Source organism: Lentzea sp. NPDC036955 (assembly GCF_055608005.1).
Window position 1 is genome coordinate 154605 of sequence record NZ_JBVJRC010000016.1, and the last position, 19071, is coordinate 173675.

Annotated in this window: 21 protein-coding genes; 13 read left to right on the forward strand and 8 right to left on the reverse strand. The window is 69.8% G+C overall.

The annotated features are described in order from the left end of the window. The first annotated feature begins 26 nt into the window (after window positions 1–26). Window positions 27–278 (forward strand): DUF3039 domain-containing protein, encoded by a 252-nt coding sequence (locus ACZ7CF_RS39655; protein WP_360398327.1) that lies wholly within the window; start codon window positions 27–29, stop codon window positions 276–278. 72 nt (window positions 279–350) lie between these two features. Here ACZ7CF_RS39655 and ACZ7CF_RS39660 read toward each other — a convergent pair whose 3' ends face one another. Continuing rightward, window positions 351–1439 (reverse strand): YihY/virulence factor BrkB family protein, encoded by a 1089-nt coding sequence (locus ACZ7CF_RS39660; protein WP_458433676.1) that lies wholly within the window; start codon window positions 1437–1439, stop codon window positions 351–353. A 179-nt stretch (window positions 1440–1618) separates the two neighbouring features. On the opposite strand from ACZ7CF_RS39660, the gene ACZ7CF_RS39665 reads away from it, so the two are divergent. Next, the gene (locus ACZ7CF_RS39665) at window positions 1619–3304 is read left to right on the forward strand and encodes a DEAD/DEAH box helicase (RefSeq protein WP_470372258.1); all 1686 of its coding nucleotides are present in this window, start codon (window positions 1619–1621) and stop codon (window positions 3302–3304) included. A gap of 90 nt (window positions 3305–3394) precedes the next feature. Here ACZ7CF_RS39665 and ACZ7CF_RS39670 read toward each other — a convergent pair whose 3' ends face one another. Next, complete coding sequence (locus ACZ7CF_RS39670) at window positions 3395–4192, reverse strand: class I SAM-dependent methyltransferase (protein ID WP_470372259.1); 798 nt, start codon at window positions 4190–4192, stop codon at window positions 3395–3397. Between the two features lie 363 nt (window positions 4193–4555). Here ACZ7CF_RS39670 and ACZ7CF_RS39675 point away from each other — a divergent pair, with 363 nt between their 5' ends. The 5 genes from ACZ7CF_RS39675 to ACZ7CF_RS39695 all read left to right on the forward strand — a co-directional run bounded on the left by ACZ7CF_RS39675 (window position 4556) and on the right by ACZ7CF_RS39695 (window position 9926). After that, a complete protein-coding gene (locus tag ACZ7CF_RS39675) occupies window positions 4556–5149 on the forward strand; it encodes a TetR/AcrR family transcriptional regulator (protein ID WP_470372268.1) in 594 nt (197 codons plus the stop codon). 192 nt (window positions 5150–5341) lie between these two features. After that, window positions 5342–6466 carry a sugar ABC transporter substrate-binding protein gene (locus ACZ7CF_RS39680; protein ID WP_360398319.1) on the forward strand — a complete coding sequence of 375 codons (1125 nt, stop codon included), beginning with the start codon at window positions 5342–5344 and terminating at the stop codon, window positions 6464–6466. Between the two features lie 76 nt (window positions 6467–6542). After that, window positions 6543–7316 carry an ATP-binding cassette domain-containing protein gene (locus ACZ7CF_RS39685; RefSeq protein WP_053738513.1) on the forward strand — a complete coding sequence of 258 codons (774 nt, stop codon included), beginning with the start codon at window positions 6543–6545 and terminating at the stop codon, window positions 7314–7316. A 20-nt stretch (window positions 7317–7336) separates the two neighbouring features. Continuing rightward, window positions 7337–8767: a sugar ABC transporter permease gene (locus ACZ7CF_RS39690; protein WP_360398318.1), complete on the forward strand. Its 1431-nt coding sequence runs from the start codon at window positions 7337–7339 to the stop codon at window positions 8765–8767. Window positions 8768–8771: 4 nt separating this feature from the next. Next, on the forward strand, window positions 8772–9926 hold the full coding sequence (locus ACZ7CF_RS39695; protein ID WP_360398316.1) for an ROK family protein: 1155 nt from the start codon (window positions 8772–8774) through the stop codon (window positions 9924–9926). An 82-nt stretch (window positions 9927–10008) separates the two neighbouring features. Here ACZ7CF_RS39695 and ACZ7CF_RS39700 read toward each other — a convergent pair whose 3' ends face one another. The 3 genes from ACZ7CF_RS39700 to ppgK form a co-directional block, all read right to left on the reverse strand. Further along, entirely contained in the window at window positions 10009–10188 is a 180-nt protein-coding gene (locus ACZ7CF_RS39700) for a DUF7455 domain-containing protein (RefSeq protein ID WP_231642793.1), read from the reverse strand. A 474-nt stretch (window positions 10189–10662) separates the two neighbouring features. Continuing rightward, window positions 10663–12000: an RNA polymerase sigma factor gene (locus tag ACZ7CF_RS39705; RefSeq protein WP_360398314.1), complete on the reverse strand. Its 1338-nt coding sequence runs from the start codon at window positions 11998–12000 to the stop codon at window positions 10663–10665. Window positions 12001–12227: 227 nt separating this feature from the next. Continuing rightward, window positions 12228–12989 carry a polyphosphate--glucose phosphotransferase gene (gene ppgK, locus ACZ7CF_RS39710; protein ID WP_360398312.1) on the reverse strand — a complete coding sequence of 254 codons (762 nt, stop codon included), beginning with the start codon at window positions 12987–12989 and terminating at the stop codon, window positions 12228–12230. 100 nt (window positions 12990–13089) lie between these two features. On the opposite strand from ppgK, the gene ACZ7CF_RS39715 reads away from it, so the two are divergent. Beyond that, window positions 13090–13884, forward strand: a complete 795-nt coding sequence (locus ACZ7CF_RS39715; RefSeq protein ID WP_470372260.1) for an inositol monophosphatase family protein — start codon at window positions 13090–13092, stop codon at window positions 13882–13884. Window positions 13885–14017: 133 nt separating this feature from the next. Here the strand turns inward: ACZ7CF_RS39715 and cei are convergent, their stop codons facing one another. Then, window positions 14018–14713: an envelope integrity protein Cei gene (gene cei, locus ACZ7CF_RS39720; RefSeq protein ID WP_360398308.1), complete on the reverse strand. Its 696-nt coding sequence runs from the start codon at window positions 14711–14713 to the stop codon at window positions 14018–14020. 441 nt (window positions 14714–15154) lie between these two features. Here cei and ACZ7CF_RS39725 point away from each other — a divergent pair, with 441 nt between their 5' ends. Then, window positions 15155–15454, forward strand: a complete 300-nt coding sequence (locus ACZ7CF_RS39725; protein ID WP_086667480.1) for a DUF4193 domain-containing protein — start codon at window positions 15155–15157, stop codon at window positions 15452–15454. A 104-nt stretch (window positions 15455–15558) separates the two neighbouring features. On the opposite strand, the gene ACZ7CF_RS39730 is transcribed toward ACZ7CF_RS39725, so the two are convergent. Next, entirely contained in the window at window positions 15559–16020 is a 462-nt protein-coding gene (locus ACZ7CF_RS39730; RefSeq protein WP_470372261.1) for a DUF3093 domain-containing protein, read from the reverse strand. A 24-nt stretch (window positions 16021–16044) separates the two neighbouring features. Here ACZ7CF_RS39730 and dut point away from each other — a divergent pair, with 24 nt between their 5' ends. Together dut and ACZ7CF_RS39740 are read left to right on the forward strand one after the other, a co-directional pair. Then, the gene (dut, locus tag ACZ7CF_RS39735; RefSeq protein WP_360398304.1) at window positions 16045–16527 is read left to right on the forward strand and encodes a dUTP diphosphatase; all 483 of its coding nucleotides are present in this window, start codon (window positions 16045–16047) and stop codon (window positions 16525–16527) included. 3 nt (window positions 16528–16530) lie between these two features. After that, on the forward strand, window positions 16531–17148 hold the full coding sequence (locus ACZ7CF_RS39740) for a DUF3710 domain-containing protein (RefSeq protein ID WP_360398302.1): 618 nt from the start codon (window positions 16531–16533) through the stop codon (window positions 17146–17148). On the opposite strand, the gene ACZ7CF_RS39745 is transcribed toward ACZ7CF_RS39740, so the two are convergent. After that, window positions 17145–17672: an alpha/beta fold hydrolase gene (locus tag ACZ7CF_RS39745; protein WP_470372262.1), complete on the reverse strand. Its 528-nt coding sequence runs from the start codon at window positions 17670–17672 to the stop codon at window positions 17145–17147. The two genes, ACZ7CF_RS39740 and ACZ7CF_RS39745, sit on opposite strands and share 4 nt — an antisense overlap. Window positions 17673–17891: 219 nt before the next feature. Here ACZ7CF_RS39745 and ACZ7CF_RS39750 point away from each other — a divergent pair, with 219 nt between their 5' ends. Both ACZ7CF_RS39750 and ACZ7CF_RS39755 read left to right on the forward strand, forming a co-directional pair. After that, on the forward strand, window positions 17892–18257 hold the full coding sequence (locus tag ACZ7CF_RS39750) for an OB-fold nucleic acid binding domain-containing protein (protein WP_065913341.1): 366 nt from the start codon (window positions 17892–17894) through the stop codon (window positions 18255–18257). Further along, window positions 18254–19024, forward strand: coding sequence for a DUF3159 domain-containing protein (locus tag ACZ7CF_RS39755; RefSeq protein ID WP_470372263.1), 771 nt, complete (start codon window positions 18254–18256; stop codon window positions 19022–19024). The genes ACZ7CF_RS39750 and ACZ7CF_RS39755 overlap by 4 nt, the downstream gene beginning before the upstream one ends. Window positions 19025–19071 lie beyond the last annotated feature (47 nt).

The following is a 19071-nucleotide window of genomic DNA, read 5'->3' on the forward strand; positions in this document are numbered from 1 at the left end:
GGCATCTTCCCAGGTACTCTGGGCGGGTGAGCACCCAGACTCTCCCCGAGGTCGACGTACGGCCGGATGAGACCGACCAGTCCTCGGACGACGCCCCGAAGATGTTCCACTACGTGCGCAAGGCGAAGATCGCCGAGAGCGCCGTGATGGGCACCCACGTGGTCGCACTGTGCGGCGAGGTCTTCCCGGTCACGCGGTCGCCGAAGCCCGGTTCGCCGGTGTGCCCGGACTGCAAGAAGATCTACGAGAACCTGCCCGAGGGCGGCGGCGAGGAGTAGCCCTCCTGTCCTGCGACGCGAGCCCCGGCGCCTGCTGCTCAGGCGCCGGGGCTCGCGTGCGTCGCGGACCTGTCAGGGGCCGCTGGTGCGTTCGCGTTCCTGCTTGACGGCCTGGACCGGTAACGGTGTCGTGAGCTGCGTGTCGGCGGGAGAGGGCGCGGTGTGGGCGGTCTGCTCCGGCCTGGCCGGCCGGGGCCGCGCGGCCTCCTCGCGGATGCGCGACGCGGCGCGTTCCAGCTCCAGGCGGCGCCACCGGCGGCGCTGGCGGCGGGTCATCTTCGCGGGCCACATGTCCTGGATGGCGCTGTTGAAGTACGCGCCGATCGTGATCGCCAGGCCGATGAAGAACACGAACAGCAGGAACGCGATCGGCGTCGCCAGCGCGCCGTAGGTGTAGCCGGTGGTGGTGATCCACTGGATGTACAGGCGCAGGCCGATCGACGACAGGATGAACACCGCCATCGCGAGGACCGCGCCGGGCAGCACCCGGTGCCACGGCAGCTTCCGCGGCAGGGCGAGCTTGTAGAGCATCGACAGCGACAGCACGAGCAGCAGCCCCACACCGGGGTAGTAGAAGCGGCTCACCCACGTCTCGACGTAGGGCTGCCACGACGCCGGGAACAGCTGCGGCAGGATCTCCGGGCCCAGCGCCAGCACCGGCAGGCCGACCACCAGCGCGACCAGCGACACCATGTACAGCAGCAGGGCGAACAGGCGCTGCCACAGTTCATTGCGCACGCCGTACTGGCCGTGCGCGACCGTGATCGCGTCCACGAACGACGACATCGCCGAAGACCCCGCCCACAGCGAGATCAGGAAGCCGATGGAGACGATCTCGCCCTTGCCGGTGCTCAGGATCTCGGTGACCGTCGGCTGGATCACCCCGTTCACCACGTCCCCGCTGAAGATCGTCCGGGTGAACCCGATGATCCTGTCCTGGACGGCGCTCACGACCGCGGAGCCGAACCAGTCGCCGAGGTAACCCATGGCGCCCAGCACTCCGAGCAGCAGCGGGGGGAACGAGAGCGTCTGCCAGAACGCGGCCTCGGCGGCTTCTGAGAAGATGTTTCCCTGCCACGCCTTCGACAGCGTGCGCGCCAGTAGACGCAGCGGCGTCTTGCGGCCGGACCTGCGTGCGTCGTTGTCGGTAGGCGAACCCATCGCAAGGTCAAGCATGGTGCATGTGGCCACGTTTCGCGGCATCGGCGTCCGGAACAGGTAGGGTCGGGGTGCCCTCGGCGACGGCCTGCCTGAGGGCAGTTTTGTGTCGAAACCACGTTCGACCTGCGCAAACGAGGAGAAACACGTCTGTGACAGCGACAGCGACAGCGACAGCAGCAATGCGACCGCTGCGGGCATGGCAACGCCGCGCGCTGACCAAGTACCTGGCGGCGAAGCCCCAGGACTTCCTCGCCGTCGCCACGCCCGGTGCGGGGAAGACGACCTTCGGCCTCCGGGTGGCGGCCGAGCTGCTCGCCGACCGCACGATCGAGGCCGTCACGATCGTCACGCCCACCGAGCACCTCAAGCACCAGTGGGCGAAGTCCGCGGCCGAGCAGGGCATCGCGATCGACTCGAACTTCCGCAACACCAACGCGATCACCTCCCGCGACTACCACGGTGTCGCGGTCACGTACGCCCAGGTCGCCGCGCACCCGTCGCTGCACCGGGTGCGCACGGAGAACCGCAAGACGCTCGTGCTGCTCGACGAGATCCACCACGGCGGTGACGCGAAGTCGTGGGGTGACGCGATCCGCGAGGCGTTCACGCCCGCCGTGCGCCGGCTGTGCCTGACCGGCACGCCGTTCCGCTCCGACGACTCGCCGATCCCGTTCGTGCAGTACGAGGAGGGCGCGGGCGGGTTCAAGACCTCGAAGGCCGACCACACCTACGGCTACTCCGACGCGCTGCGCGACGGCGTCGTCCGGCCCGTGCTCTTCATGGCGTACTCGGGTGAGGCGTCGTGGCGGACCAGCGCGGGCGAGGAGTTCACGGCACGGCTGGGCGAACCGCTCACCCAGGAGCAGACCGCGCGGGCCTGGCGCACCGCGCTGGACCCGGCCGGCGACTGGATGGCCTCCGTGCTGCGCGCCGCCGACCAGCGGCTCACGCAGAAGCGCGAGAACGGCATCCCCGACGCCGCCGGCCTGGTGATCGCGACCGACCAGGAGACGGCGAAGGCCTACGCGCAGGTGCTCCTGCGCGTGACCGGCCACACCGCGACCGTCGTCCTCTCCGACGACCCGAAGGCCTCCGGCAAGATCGCCGAGTTCGCCGCGACGAACGAACGCTGGATGATCGCCGTCCGCATGGTGTCCGAGGGCGTCGACGTCCCGCGGCTCGCGGTCGGCGTGTACGCCACGTCGTCGTCGACCCCGCTGTTCTTCGCGCAGGCCGTCGGACGCTTCGTGCGCGCCCGCAAGCCCGGCGAGACCGCGTCGGTGTTCCTGCCCTCGGTGCCGATCCTGCTGCAGCTCGCGGCCGAGCTGGAGGCCCAGCGCGACCACGTCCTGGGCAAGCCGCACCGGGAGAAGGACGGCTGGGACGACGAGCTGCTCGCCGACGCGAACCAGACCAAGGACGAACCCGGCGAGGAGGAACGCGCCTTCACCGCGCTGGGCACCACCGCCGAGCTCGACCAGGTCATCTACGACGGTTCGTCGTTCGGCACGGCGGCGTTCGCGGGCTCGCAGGAGGAGCAGGAGTACCTCGGCCTGCCGGGGCTGCTGGAGCCCGACCAGGTGCGCACGCTCCTGCTGCAACGCCAGGAGGAGCAACTCGCGTCAGCGGCCAAGCGCCCCAAGGCGGAAGCCCCGGTGCGGGAGGTGCGGACGGCCAGCGTCCAGGAACGGCTCGCCTCACTGCGCAAGGAGCTCAACACCCTCGTCGCCATGCACCACCACCGCACGAAGAAGCCGCACGGCAAGATCCACAACCAGCTGCGCGAGTACTGCGGTGGCCCGGTGACGGCGATGGCGAGCATCGAGCAGCTCGAAGAGCGGATCGCGACGCTCCGCTCCTGGTGAGCGCCGATATATCGGATATGGCACATCGCTGATCAGGCGATATGCCATATCCGGTATCCAGTATGCGATATCCCGTATGCGATATATCGCTCAAGCTCGGACGACGGCGACCGCGAGCGTGCTGTAGCTCGCGGTGAAGCCACCACCCATGGCGTCGATCGCGTTGCTGACGGCGTCGACGACGACATCGACCTTGTCGCGGGCGAGCGGCGTGAGCGAGCCCGTGGTGAGCATGAGGTCGAGGTAGCTGCCGGTCGTGTAGCTGTGCTCCCAGTCGGCACGCCACTGCTCGGCACCGCTGAACTCGCCGGTGGCCAGGAACGCGTCGGCGGTCCGGGCACAGCCAGTCGCGTAGCTCTGCAGCGCCTGCTCGGCCGTCGTGCTGAGCTGGAACGGTGCGTCGGGCACGACGCGCCGGTACGCATCGGCGAAGGCCTGAGCAACCGGGTCCGGCGGCGTGAACACGTGCCACAGCGCGACGAACAACCCACCGGACCGCAGCACCCGCGCGACCTGAGCGGGGCCGACAGCGGGATCGACCCAGTGCCACGACTGGGCCGCGACGACGGCGTCGACCGTGCGGCCGGCCGGGTCCCAGCTCTCGAACGCCGCCGTCTCGACGATCACACCGGTGCCGCGGGCGAACTCGGCCATCCGCTCGTCGGGCTCGACGCCGAGCACGGTGCAGCCCGCGCCCCGCAGCTGCCGGGCGGCGATGCCCGTGCCGCAGCCGACGTCGAGCACGCGCGGACCGGTGCTGAGGCCTGGGTCGGAGCCGGTGTCGGGGCCATGGCCAAAGCCCATGTCGGGATTCGCGCCGGAGCCAGTGGCGTAGCCCAGGCCGGAGTCTGTGTTGGGCCCGCGTTCGGAGGTTGCGCCGGAGCCCATGTCGAGACTGTGGCCGGAGCCCGTGTCGGAACCCCGGCCGGAACTCGCGTCGGGAACCCGGCTGGAGCCCATGGCGGAACTGCGGCCGGAACTCGTGTCGGGAATCCGGCCCAAGCCTGCGTCGAGACCCTGGCCCGAGCCCGTGTCGGAACTCGCGCTGGGGCTCCGGCCCGAGCCCGTGTCAGGACCGCGTCCGATGCGGGCGATCCGGTCGACCATCTCGGCGGGGTAGGGCGGGCGAGCGCGGTCGTAGCGGTCGGCGTCCGAGCCGAAGCTCTGCGACCACCCGGCTAGAGTGGGCATGTGCCCACCATAGTGGGCATGCGCCCACTTGTGAACCGAGCGAGGGTGGAGGCGCGAGCCGTGCCGACCGGGGTGCATCTGCGTGACGTGCGGGAACAGCTATTCGGTGCGGCCGAGCAAGTGCTGCGCGAGGGCGGGCCCAGCGCGTTGACCAGCCGCGCGGTCACGGAGACCGCGGGCGTCGCCAAAGGTGTGTTGCACCGGCACTTCGCGGACTTCGACGCGTTCCTCGCCGCGTTCGTCGTGGACCGCGCGACCAGGACGGAACGACGGCTCGCGGAGCTGACCGCGGGTGAGGGGACGGTCGTCGGCAACCTGGCCGAGGCCGTCGAGGCGGTCTTCACGTCCGTCGCCGTGTCGGTGGTCGCGCTGATCACCTTCCGCGACGAGCTGCGCGCCCGGCTGCGCGACACCTGGCCCGCGGGGGTGCCGGTGCTGACCGAGGCGGTCGAACTGATCGCGACCTACCTCGCCGCGGAGCAGCGGCTCGGCCGGGTCGAGGCCGGCGTCGAGGTGGACGGGCTGGCGCCGATGCTCATCGGCAGCGCCCACCTGTTGTTCGCCGACCGGCAGGCGCGGCCGGACGCGGAGAGCGTTCGACAGCTGGTTCGACGGGTCGTTCGACCGGCCATCGATTCACCTGCCGACAACTGATATCCGATATATCAGTACTGGTTGCAGTAGTGCCTTGGTAACGCTCTCACAACGCTCGGTAGCTAAATTGCGGCAGAGTTACCGCATCGTGACGACTTAATCGATGCAGTGTGGTTCCGGTCACGCGTATGTCGGGCATACGTTGTGCGCCACAACATTCTCTGTGACACAGCGCAGTGAAAGGGATGGCGGATGCGCAGCAAGACTCTCGCTTCCATCGCCGTTACCGCGGGCCTCGCCCTGGCGGTTTCGGCGTGCGGCGCCAACACGTCCTCCGGCACCGGGGGAAGCACCGAAACGAACTCTGGCAGCGGCAGTGGCGCGAAGGTCGGCGTGATCCTTCCTGAGACCGCCTCCTCCGCACGCTGGGAGGGCTTCGACAAGCCGCTCCTCAAGGCCGCTCTGGAGAAGGAGGGGCTCGTCCCCGACATCCAGAACGCCCAGGGCGACGTCCAGAAGTTCAGCACCCTCGCCGACGGCATGATCAACGCCGGCGTCAAGGTCCTGATCATCGCCACGCCCAACAGCGAGGTCGGCGCCTCCGTCGCCAAGAAGGCGCAGGCCCAGGGCATCCAGGTCATCGACTACGACCGCCTGAACACCGGTGGCTCCTCGTCCTACTACGTGTCGTTCGACAACGTGAAGGTCGGCGAGCTGCAGGGCCAGGGCCTCGCGGACGCGCTGAAGGCCGCGCCGCAGGGCGCGAACGTCATCGAGGTCGAGGGCGCGCCGACGGACAACAACGCGACCCTGTTCCACGAGGGGCAGCAGAAGGTCCTCAAGCCGCTCTACGAGTCCGGCAAGCTCAAGCTCGTGCAGTCCCAGCCGATCGACAACTGGGACAACCAGAAGGGTGGCCAGGTCTTCGAGCAGATCCTGACCTCCAACGGCGGCAAGGTGGACGGCGTCGTCGCCGCGAACGACGGCCTCGCCGGCGCGGTGATCACGGTCCTCAAGAAGGTCGGCCTGAACGGCAAGGTCCCGGTCACCGGTCAGGACGCCACCCCGGACGGTCTGCAGGCCGTGCTCCGCGGTGACCAGTACATGACCGTCTTCAAGCCGATCAAGGACGAGGCCGAGGCCGCCGCCAAGCTGGCCGCCGCCCTCGCCAAGGGCGACACGGCCGCCGCCGACGCCCTCGCGACCGGCACGACGAAGGACGGCAAGGCCAACCGCGACGTCAAGTCCGTGCTGCTCACCGCTCAGCTGATCACCAAGGACAAGGTCAAGTCCGTGGTCGACGCGGGCTTCGTCAAGGCCTCGGAGATCTGCGTGGCCGACACCCAGGCCGCCTGCACCGAGCTCGGCATCAAGTAGTAGGACCGCTTGCGTCCAGGCGGGGTGCGGACTGCGCACCCCGCCTCGGCGCGTGGTAACTCCGGAGGAACCCCCAGTGAGCGAGCCGATTCTCGAGCTGCGCGGCATCAACAAGAGCTTCGGTCCCGTGCACGTCCTGCACGACATCGACCTCGTCGTGAACCCCGGCGAGGTCACCGCCCTCGTCGGCGACAACGGCGCGGGCAAGTCGACGCTGGTCAAGTGCATTGCGGGCATCCACCCGACGGACTCGGGTGAGGTCCTTTTCAACGGCGAACCGGTGCACATCAAGGGCCCGCGCGACGCCGCAGAGCTCGGAATCGAGGTCGTCTACCAGGACCTCGCGCTGGCCGACAACCTCGACATCGTCCAGAACATGTTCCTCGGCCGCGAGCGCACCAAGGGCGGTCTGCTCGACGAGACCGACATGGAGCAGGCGGCGCGCAAGACGCTGGCGTCGCTGTCGGTGCGCACGGTGAAGTCGGTGCGCACGCAGGTCTCGTCGCTGTCCGGTGGTCAGCGCCAGACAGTGGCGATCGCCAAGGCCGTGCTGTGGAACAGCAAGGTCGTGCTGCTCGACGAGCCCACCGCCGCACTCGGCGTCGCGCAGACGCGCCAGGTGCTCGACCTGGTCCGCCGGCTCGCCGAGCAGGGCCTGGGCGTCGTCCTGATCAGCCACAACATGAACGACGTCTTCGAGGTCGCCGACCGCATCGCGTGCCTGTACCTGGGCCGCATGGCCGCCGTCGTGGGGTCCAAGGACGTCACGCACGGCCAGGTGGTCGAGCTGATCACCGCCGGACGTTCCGGTGACCTGGGCATCGCCCGCCCCGAGGCGGCGACGATCTGATGAGTTCCGAAGAGGCCAGCATGACCGACACCACCGAAACGCACGAGGCGGAGACCGCCCAGCAGGGCGCGATCTCCGACTTCGGCATCGACACGACCTCCATGTCCACCGGCGAAGCGGTGCGCGACTACTGGGCCAGGGTCCGCGGCGGCGAGCTCGGCTCGCTCCCCGCGCTCCTCGGGCTCGTGGTGCTGCTCATCGTGTTCAGCTCGCTGTCCGACACGTTCTTCACCCTGGGCAACCTCGCCAACCTGCTCCAGCAGGGCGCCAGCATCACCATCATCGCGATGGGCCTGGTGTTCGTGCTGCTGCTCGGCGAGATCGACCTGTCGGCCGGTACCGCGTCCGGTGTGACCGCCGCGGTGATGGCGCTGCACCTGATCCACAACGGCAACCTGCTCGGCGGCATGGGCGACACGGTGTTCTACGTGTTCTGCGGCCTGCTGGTGCTGGCGATCGTGCTCGCCGTGGTGATGAAGATCTGGGCGGGCGCCGCGCTGTCGGCCATCGCACTGGTGATCGCCGCCGTCGGCGTTCCCGCGAACGCCTGGCTGGAGATGCTGCTCGCCGTCTGCGTCGGCGCGGCCATCGGCTGCATCACCGGCTTCCTGGTCGCGAAGGTCGGCATCCCGTCGTTCGTCGTGACCCTGGCGCTGTTCCTCGTGTGGGGCGGTGTCGTGCTGCAGCTCATCGGCCAGGGCGGCACGCTCGGCCTGCGGGACGACACGATCTTCAACGTCGCCAACGGCAACCTCAACTTCGTCGGCTCGTGGGTGCTGTTCGTCGTCGCCGTCGGCGGCTACGCGGCGGTCGTGCTCACCCGGCACTTCTCCCGCCTGCGCCGGGGCCTCGTGGCCCAGCCGACCACGCTGGTGCTGGCCAAGATCGGTGCCCTCGCGGTGCTGGCCGCCGTCATCACCTACGCGCTCTCGCTCAACCGCGCGCCGAGCAACCTCGTCGTCATCGAGGGTGTGCCGTACGTGGTGCCGCTGGTGCTCGTGCTGCTGGTGATCGGCACCTTCGTGCTCGACCGCACCTCCTACGGCCGCCACGTCTACGCAGTGGGTGGCAACAAGGAAGCCGCGCGCCGGGCCGGCATCAACGTCGAGCGGATCCGGATGAGCGTCTTCGTGATCGCCTCCTCCGCCGCCGCGATCGGCGCGATCGTGTACTCGTCGAAGGTCGGCTCGGTCGACCCGAACGCCGGTGGCGGCAACACGCTGCTGCTGTCGGTCGGTGCGGCCGTCATCGGTGGCACGTCGCTGTTCGGTGGCAAGGGCCGTCTGCGCGACGCCGTCATCGGTGGCGCCGTGCTCGCGATCATCCAGAACGGCATGGGCCTGCTCAAGCAGCCCGCCGCGGTCGTGTTCATCGTGACCGGTCTGGTCCTGCTGCTCGCCGCGAGCGTCGACGCCCTGTCCCGACGCCGAGCGGCGAACTCGGCTCGCTGACGCGGTGACTGGACCCACGTCCGGCACCCGTCCCGACGAGATCCGCAGGCACAACAGGACGGCGCTGCTGCGCCGCCTGCACGTCGACGGACCGTCCACCAGGGCGTCGCTCGCGGCCGAGCTCGGGCTCAACCGCAGCACGATCAAGGCACTGGTGGACGGTCTCGCCGAAGCCGGCGTGGTCGCCGAACGCGTGCCCGCTCTGCGCAGCGGAGCGGGCCGCCCGTCCCTGCTCGTCCTGCCCCAGCCGCACGCGGCGGTCGTGATCGCGATCGACGTGCGCGTGGAGCACGTGGCGATGGGGTTCGTCGGCCTCGGTGGGGAGATCCTCGGGCGGGACAGCTGGAACCTGCACCGGACGCGTGATCCGGGTGAGGTCATCACGCACATCGTCGACTCGGCGCGCCTCATGGCCGACGACCTCGACGCCACCGCCGTCGGAGTGGGCGTCTCGGTGCCCGGAGTCGTGCGGCGTGCCGACGGGCACGTGCACGAGGCACCGAACCTGCACTGGACGGACGTGGCCCTCGGCACACGCCTGGAGGCGGTGCTGAAGGTGCCCGTCCAGGTCGGCAACGACGCGGAGCTCGGCGCGCTCGCGGAGCACGTGCGCGGCGCGGCGCAGCAGTCCTCGGACATGGTCTACATCTCCGCCGACGTGGGCGTCGGCGGCGGCGTGATCCTGTCGGGGCAGCCGTTGCGCGGCACCGGCGGCTACGTCGGCGAGCTGGGGCACATGGTGGTCAACCCGCGCGGGCGGCAGTGCTACTGCGGCTGCACCGGCTGCTGGGAGACCGAGGTCGGGGAACCGGCGCTGTGCCGGGCACTCGGCCTGCCCGACGACGCCCCGCGCGGCGCTGTCGTCGCGGCGCTGCGGGCACTCGACGACCCGTCCGTGCTCGACGAGTTCGCCGACTGGCTCGCACTGGGGCTCGCGAACATCGTCAACGTCCTCGGCCCGGAGATGGTCGTGCTGGGCGACCTCTACACGGCGCTGCCGGCGTCGGTGGTCGACGGGGTCAGCGCGGCCGTGCAGCGGCGCAGCCTCGTCTCCAGGGCCGTCGGCGGCACCCAGGTCGTCACGTCCCCGCTGGGCAGGGACGCGAAGCTCGTCGGCGCAGCGGAGCTGGCCTTCGAACCGGTGCTCGACACCATCTGACCGCTGGGGGAGACCACCCGCGGAAGCGAAGGGGCCGGAGATCCAGTGGATCTCCGGCCCGAGCGGCTAGGTGGGGTGGAAGTCAGCCCTGCTGAATCTCAGCAGCGAGTTCGCGCAACTTCTCACTGTGCGCGCGAGCGTGGTGCCCGCAGAACAGCAGCTCGCCCCCGGACGGGAGCAAGGCGCGAACCTGGGCAGCAGCCCCGCAGCGGTCGCAGCGGTCGGCAGCGGTCAACTCGGGGCGGGTGAGTGCTGCAGTCATGATGAATCTCCCTCCGTCCCAGCAACGAAACGTTGTGTTCCGGTGCCCTCTTACCAAGCTGCGACCACAGCGCCCCTGGCTTGGTGCGCGTGCTCGCTGGCTCCACTCTGACAGACGTTTTGGCGATAGTCAGTGTTCCCGTGTGCGTGGCGACTCGCGTCACTCCGGGATTTACCCGCTTGACGCAGGCTCACACCTGGGTTTGCCACCGGTTCACCGGCTTGACAGGTACCCACAGCAACCGAAAACGTGCTGGTGGAGCAGCCCTTCAGGGCCGTTCGGTCGGTTGCGTGCAACCGGGAGTGTGATATCGGTTGCTCTTGTCCGCCCGCAGCGAACAGGTCACGAACGTCCCACGATTCGGACGCGGAACCGTGATCAAAACGCCCTCGCAAGCACCTGACTTGGAAGCACGACGGCCCCGCACCGAACCGGTGCGGGGCCGTCGTGCGTATGTCCTTGTAAGACGCTGTCCTAGTCGAGGTAGTCGCGCAGGACCTGCGACCGCGACGGGTGCCGCAGCTTCGACATCGTCTTCGACTCGATCTGCCGGATGCGTTCCCGCGTGACGCCGTAGACCTGGCCGATCTCGTCGAGCGTGCGCGGCTGGCCGTCGGTGAGGCCGAAGCGCAGCCGGACGACGCCCGCCTCGCGCTCGGACAGCGTCGCGAGCACGGACTGCAGCTGGTCCTGCAGCAACGTGAACGAGACGGCGTCCACGGCGACGACGGCTTCCGAGTCCTCGATGAAGTCACCGAGCTGGCTGTCGCCCTCGTCACCGATCGTCTGGTCCAGCGAGATGGGCTCACGCGCGTACTGCTGGATCTCCAGCACCTTCTCCGGCGTGATGTCCATTTCCTTGGCGAGCTCTTCCGGAGTGGGCTCGCGGCCCAGGTCCTGCAGCAGCTCGCGCTGGATGCGACCCAGCTTGTTGATGACCTCGACCATGTGCACCGGGATGCGGATGGTGCGGGCCTGGTCGGCCATCGCGCGGGTGATCGCCTGGCGGATCCACCACGTGGCGTACGTGGAGAACTTGTAGCCCTTGGTGTAGTCGAACTTCTCGACCGCGCGGATCAGGCCCAGGTTGCCCTCCTGGATCAGGTCCAGGAACGCCATGCCGCGGCCGGTGTAGCGCTTGGCCAGCGACACGACGAGGCGGAGGTTCGCCTCGAGCAGGTGGTTCTTGGCGCGCTCGCCGTCGCGGACGATCCAGCGCAGGTCGCGGCGCAGCTGCGGCGTGAGCTTCTCGGCCTCCTCCTCGGAGCGGCGCACGCGTTCGGCGGCGTAGAGACCGGCCTCGATGCGCTTGGCCAGCTCGACCTCCTCCTCGGCGTTGAGGAGGGCGACCTTGCCGATCTGCTTGAGGTAGGCGCGGACCGAGTCGGCCGAGGCGGTGAGCTCCGCGTCCTTGCGCGCCTGGCGCAGGGCCTCGGACTCCTCCTCGTCCCAGACGAAGTCGCCCTCGCTCTTGGGGTCCTCGGCTTCTTCCGGCTCGTCGGCGATCGGCTCGTCGACCAGCTCGACGTCCTCCAGGTCGCCTTCGCCGGGAGCGCCTTCCACGTCCTCCGGCTCGTCGCCCTCGCCGGCCTTCTTCGGCCCGCCCTTGGCGGCGGCGTCCTTGGCCCCTGCCTTGCGCGGAGCGCGGGTGGTCTTGGCGCCGGCGGCCTTGGCTGCGGGCTTCTTGGCTGCCGCAGCGGTCGTCTTGCGCTTCGTCGTCTCCTCGGCCTCGCCGGCCGCGGTCGACTTGGTGGTCTTGGCGGCGCTCGCGGCGGAGCTGGAGCGTCGGGTTGCGGTTTCTGCGGCTGCCACGTACGCCCTTTCGCGACGGTCGTTCAAGGCTGACCAGAGGGCGCGAAACCTCGGTCGCCAGAGTTCAGGGGATCTCCCCGCCGATCTTGACTGGCGGGTGTGCGTTCCATTGTAACGACGTCCGTGACGCGGTGTTGCGCCCCGAGGCTGTTCGAGGCGCTCCCACCTGCGTTCTCGCAGCTAGATCCAGTCGAGAGGAACGGACACGTTTCGGTGTCGGTTACCCGCTACGGCCGGGCGCCGTGCGCCGCGGCCCACGCGACACCGACGATGCCCGCGTCGTTCTTCAGCGCGGCCGCGACGACCTCCGTGCGCACCTTGAGCAACGGCAGCCACTTGTGCGCCTTCTTGCTCACGCCGCCGCCCGCGATGACGAGGTCCGGCCAGATGAGGTCCTCCAGCACGTTGACGTACCGGCTGACCCTGGGCGTCCACTCCTCCCAGGACAGCTCCTTCTCCTCCTTGACCGACGCCGCCGCGCGCTTCTCCGCGTCGTGCCCGTCGACCTGGAGGTGGCCGAACTCGGTGTTCGGGACGAGCTTGCCGTCCAGGAACACCGCGCTGCCGATGCCCGTGCCGAACGTCAGCAGCACCACGGTCCCGAGCCTGTCCACACCCGCGCCGTACGACATCTCCGCGATGCCGGCGGCGTCCGCGTCGTTCATCACGACGATGTCCTCGGGCTTGCGGCCCAGGCGTTCGGCGAACAACGACGCCGCGTCGCAGCCGATCCAGCCCTTGTCCACGTTCGCGGCGCTGTGCGCGACGCCGTGCTTGACGACGCACGGCAGCGTCACGCCGACCGGTCCGTCCCACTGGAACTTCTCGACGATCTCGGCGACGACGTCCGCCACCGCGTCGGGAGTCGAGGGCTGGGGCGTGGGGATCCGCATCCGTTCGCCGTCCAGTGAGCCGGTTTCGAGATCGACCAGCCCGCCCTTGATGCCGGAGCCGCCGATGTCCACACCGAACCCGCGGGTGATGCCCATCCCCGTGGTCCTTCCTACTCGATTCAGTAACCGTGGTGCGCAGACATTAGCCTGACGTTGTCCGATAGTCCCGTGCTAGTGACGCAGGAGGGAACCGGTCGTGCTTGATCCCCGGCCACTCGTCGACATCGCCGCAGCCATCGGACGGGAAGCAGGTGCTCTCGTCCAGCGCATGCGCGCGTCCGCGGTGGTGTCGTTCGACACGAAGAGCACCTCCACCGACGTGGTGACGGAAGCCGACCGCGCCTCGGAACAACTCGTTCGGACGCGTCTGTCCGAGGCCCGGCCCGGTGAGCCGGTGCTGGGCGAGGAGGAGGGCGGGTCCGTCGGCTCCGGCCTGACCTGGGTCGTCGACCCGATCGACGGCACCGTCAACTACCTCTACGGCATCCCCTGGTACTCGGTGTCGATCGCGGCGCAGCTCGACGGCGAGTCGGTCGCCGGCGCGGTCTTCGAGCCGGCGACCGGCCGGATGTGGACGGCGGCGCGCGGGCACGGCGCGTTCCTCGACGGCGAACCGGTGCGCGTGTCGGCGGCCACGGACCTGTCGCTGTCGCTGCTGGGCTACGGCTTCGAGTACCGCGCCGAACGCCGTCAGCGCCAGGCCGACACCTGGGCAGCGATGTCGACCCGCGTGCGGGACATGCGCCGTGCCGGTGCCGCCTCGCTCGACCTGTGCTCGGTGGCCGCCGGTCGCCTCGACGCCTACGCCGAGCACGGCCTGGGCCGCTGGGACTGGGCGGCGGGCGCGCTGGTCGCCGCCGAGGCGGGTGCGGTGGTGCGGCTGCCGGGGACGTCGCCGGAGCTGGGGGAGGACGCCACGTTCGCCGCCGCGCCCAGTGTCGCCGACGCCATGTACACGGCGTTGGTGGAGTCGGGCTTCGGCAAGGTCTGATTGACGCGGCTCGTGCACGTTGACCGGATCAACATGTGGATTGATCCGGTCAACTGATGACTGATCGCTGTCCAGTCAACCTGGACTCAGCTGGAGCCGTCTGGCTCACGGCCGGGTGGAGCGGGACGAGAGGTCAGCAGGTCACTTCACGGGCCGCGGCCACGTTGTCGGCGTTCAGCGTCGGCGGGTTCGGCTCGGCGACCTGACCGCCCTGCTGCTCCGGCTGCTGGTCCGCCCACTCCTTGAGCTGGTCGAGGACCTTGCGGGCGGCGCTGTTCGGCTTGACCTCGTCGAACTTCTTGCCCACCGACACGTCGACGGTCGCGTCCTGGCGGTCGTCGCGCACCAGCTCCAGGCACGGTTCGACGAGCGACAACGTCCGCGCCGCCTGGGCGCCGGGCGCACCGAAGCGGAGCTGGCCGCGGCAGTTCATGTCCCCCGCGGGGTAGACCGGGTCGTTGCCGGGTTCGGCCGCCTGCTTCATGCCGAGCTCGGTGAGCATCACCGCCACGGCCTTCGCGTGGTTGCGCTGCGTCGAGGCGTTCACCACGCGGAAGTTCACGTCACCCACCGGAACCGGGTTCGTGCGGTCCAGCGCGTCGTGCTCCAGCACCGTGCCCAGGGCGGGCGGCGGCGCGACCGGCGCTGCCGCCGGGTCGACCACGCTCGTCACGTTCGTGGTCGTGCCGCCGGGCGGGTTGCACCTGATGGCCGCGTCCACGTCACTGGCGCTGCCGAGCACCTCCACCCACACGAAGACGGAGCTGACCAGCAGCACCGTGAACAGGATGAGCGCGGGTACCGGCCGGCGCCGCTTGTACGGCGTCAAGCTTCCCGATGCGGGTCCCACGTCCGAAGCCCTCCCCGTGTTCCAACCCTCTGATCAGCCTAGGCCCTGCCCGGCCGGCGTGCGCCGCGGCGCACGTGACCCACCGCACCGGCCCGGTCGCTCTCAGTCAGGACGGTACCTGCCCGGAGCGAGGTTGCACGCCGAGCCGAAGGTGCTCCCGCACAGGGTATCGGTCCAGCGTAGAAAGGTTGTGTCACCCGTCCGGTCGGTAAGGGGTAACCCGATGTCGGGTCATTCGGGCAGTGAGCTACCCTCTGCGCGCTCCGCACACATGTCGATCAAGCCGACGGTCACGTCAAGGGGGTTGGCTTGCCACGGAGTGCGAGAGACCTACGTCACCTTGACGTGGGGCACAAAAGAGGGCGCTGGAGCGTTAACCAGCGACACGAACAGTCTCCGTAGACCGCAGGGGTGAAGAAGATGGCGACCGACTACGACGCGCCGCGTCGCAGCGAGGCGGACGAACTCGCTGAGGACTCCCTCGAGGAGTTGAAGGCCCGGCGGAACGAGACGCAGTCCGGCGTCGTCGACGTCGACGAGGACGCGAGCGCGGAGAACTTCGAGCTCCCCGGAGCCGACCTGTCCGGCGAGGAGCTCACGTTCAAGGTCCTGCCCAAGCAGGCCGACGAGTTCACGTGCTCCAAGTGCTTCCTGGTGCACCACCGCAGCAGGCTCGCCGAGGACAACGGCGGCGTGTACATCTGCCGCGACTGCGCCTGATCCGCAGGCCTCAACAGCACTGGGCGCTCACCCGCACGGGTGGCGCCCAGTTGTGTTTGACCGACCTCGACGGCACCGTCGAACTTCAGCCTTTCGGGGAAACCTCAGGCCTTCAGCGCGGCGGCGAGCCGCTCGGGGTGGCGGGTGCTGACCAGCCAGTAGGGCGTCGGGTCCTCCGGGTCGGTCACCCGCACGCGCACCATCGGCTTGACCCAGCCGCGGTGCAGCACGAACGCCGCCGGGTCGAGCTCACGGCCCATGGCGGCGCGCCGGGCCTCCGGCGCGATGACCTCCACCTCGCCCAGCAGCTCCAGCGGGATGTGCGCCTCGCCCACGCGCAGCTCACCGCCGGACACCTCGACCTTCGTCGACCCCATCCGGACGATCAGCAGGACGGTCAGCGGCAGCAGGACCGCGTACGGCAGCCAGGAGCGCACCCCGGGGAACCCCATGTGCACCTCGGCGGCCAGCAGAGCGGCGGCCAGCAGCGGCAGCGGCCAGATCCACCACGTCACGTACAGACGCTCGCGGAAGGTCGTAGTGGCGGTCACGGCAGTCTCACTCACGTCGTCAGGGTAATCTCGGCCGCCGTGTCCAGCGTCGAGGTGTTGCTGACCCGGCTCGATCCGGGGGTTCCCGTGCCCGCCTACGCCCGTCCCGGCGACGCGGGCGCCGACCTGGTCACCACGTCGGACGTGGTCATTCCACCAGGCGAGCGCGCGGTGGTCGGCACCGGTGTCGCGATCGCGCTCCCCGACGGGTTCGCGGGCTTCGTGCACCCCCGCTCCGGCCTGGCCGCGCGGGTCGGGTTGAGCGTGGTGAACACGCCGGGGACGATCGACTCGGGCTACCGCGGTGAGATCCGCGTTTGTCTCGTGAACCATGATCTGCGTGAGCCGATCGCCCTCTCGCGCGGCGACCGGATCGCCCAGCTCGTCGTGCAACGCGTCGAGCACGCGGTGTTCCGGGAGGTCACGGCGCTGCCGGAGACGGAGCGCGGTGCGGGGGGCTACGGCTCGACCGGCGGGCACGTGGTGCTCGCCGGCACGGCAACCACAGAGACCGAGGGGTAAGGGATGTTCGGAAGGCGCCGCAAGCGCGGTCGTCACTCCGCGGGGGGCGTTGACACCGGCCTGGAGAACGACGAGGTCTTCGACGACGTGGAAGGCCCGTGGGACTCGACCGTCGCACCGAAGGACGACGTGCAGCGGCTCGACCTGGGTTCGGTGCTGCTGCCCATGCCGGACGAGGCCCAGCTGCAGGTCGAGATGGACCAGCAGAGCGCATCCGTGCGCGCGGTGCACATCCTCACGCCCGTCGGTCAGCTGACGGTGAGCGCGTTCGCCGCGCCGAAGTCCGGTGGCCTCTGGAAGGAGGTCGGCGCCGAGCTGATCGCGGGCCTCAAGGAGGACGGCGCCCGCATCAACCGGGAGAACGGCGAGTGGGGCGAGGAGATCACCGCGCGCAACCAGGGCGTGCAGATCCTCTTCGTCGGCATCGACGGCCCGCGCTGGATGCTGCGCGGTGTCGCCGCCGGTCCCGAGGAGCACTTCGAGCACAACGCCGCGGCGTTGCGCGAGATGATCCGCGGCACCGTGGTCGTGCGCGGTGAGCAGCCGATGCCGCCCCGCACCCCGCTGCCCGTCGAGCTGCCGGAGGCGATCGCCCGGCAGATCCAGCAGCAGCAGGGCTAACGCCCCTGCGCCCGACGCCACGCCTGCACCGCACGCCCCAGCGCGTGCGGGTAGGCGTCCAGCGTCGTCTCCACCAGCACGGCGCGCGGCAGTGCGTCCGCCCACGCGCGTGCGACCTCGACCGGGTGCACCGGGTCGTCGACGCAGCCGACGATCCCCGCGGGCACGTCGAGGGACCTCAGCTCCGCCAGGGTCGGCGCGACCGACTCGGCCGCCTCGGCGAGGTGCGGTACGAGCAGCTCGCCGTAGCCGTGCCAGGCGCGCCGCAGCTCGTCGTGCAGCCAGCCGGACGTGCCGGCGAGCGCCGCGTCGATCCCATGTGCCGCAACGATTTGCGCGCTCGCCCTCGCCGCGAGTGCAGCCGGTGCGCCGTCCGGGCTGCCGTTCCACGCGGGCAACGCGAGCACGAGTCCCGCGCACCGGTCCGGGTTGCGGACCGCCCACGACACGGCGACGTGCGCGCCGAGCGAGACGCCCCCCACCACGATCGGGTGCTCTGCGGCGGCGTGTTCCAGTGCCGTCAACCGTTCACTCAGTGTGCGGACGTGCGGAGCGTCAATCACTGCTCCGACCTGCGACAACGGGCCCGTGAAGACGGAACGGACAAACACGGCGTCGGAGGCGGTACCGGGCAGCAGGAGGACAGTCTCGACAGGCACGGCCGAGATTGTCCGCCCTCGTGCGTACCCTCACTGTCAGACGGTCCACACCACTGGGCCACCAAGGCACTGCAGGAGTCGGGGATGGGCGGCTATTGGCACCGCTTGGTGCGTCGCTTGACCAGCGACGTCGCCGAGCTCGACGCGGACGACCTGTCGCGGAAAGCGGAGGCCGTCGGCGCGGTGAAGGCCTGCGACTGCAAGTCCGGTGAGGAGGTCACCGTCCTGGGCCGGCTCCGCAGCGTGGAGCTCTGCCCCCGCGACGCGGCCGCCACCCTGGAAGCCGAGCTCTACGACGGCACCGAGGGCGTCACCCTCGTCTGGCTCGGCCGCCGTCGCATCGCGGGCATCGAGCCTGGTCGGACGATCAAGGCCCGTGGCCGCATCGCCGTGCGCGACGGGCGCAAGGTGCTCTACAACCCCTATTACGAGTTGCAGATCGCTTCATGACCTCAGCCAAGACCGAAGAAAAGCGGCCCACCGTCCTCGAGCAGATGGGCGGAGTGAGCGGAATGCTCTACTCCTCGCTGCCCGTCGTCGTCTTCGTGATCGTCAACTTCGCCGCCAAGAACCTCATGGCCGCGATCATCAGCGCCCTGGCGGCGGCCGTCGTGATCGGCGTGGTCCTCGCCGTCCGCAAGGGCACGATCCAGCCCGCCATCTCCGCCGTCTTCGGCGTCGGCATCGCCGCGTTCATCGCCTACAAGACAGGTGAGGCCAAGGGCTTCTTCCTGTTCGGCATCTGGCAGAGCGTCGTCTACGGCGGCGCGTTCCTGCTGTCGATCCTCGTGCGCTGGCCGCTGGCCGGCGTGATCTGGGCTTTCCTCAACGGCAGAGACCGCTCCTGGCGCTCCGACAAGGCCTCGCTGCGCGACTACGACATCGCCACCTTCGTGTGGGCGCTCGTCTTCTTCGCCCGCTTCGTCGTGCAGCGCTGGCTCTACGAGGAGGACCAGGTCGGCTGGCTGGCCGTCGCCCGCCTCGGCATGGGCTACCCGCTGATGGCCATCGCCCTCGTCGCCACCGTGTGGGCCGTCCGCCGCGCCGACAAGCGCCTCAAGGCCGCGGAGGAAGCAGCCGAGCGGGAGGCGGAGGCCGAGCTCGCCGCGGAGACCGACGAGGTCCTCGCCCGCACGGCCGACGACCTGCTCACCCCGGACATGGACGAGCTGAAGCGCACCGTCGAGCAGGAGTCGCGCGAGAAGTCCCGCGACTGACGCACTTTCGACACGGACAGGGCCGGGCCTCCGCGAGGAAGCCCGGC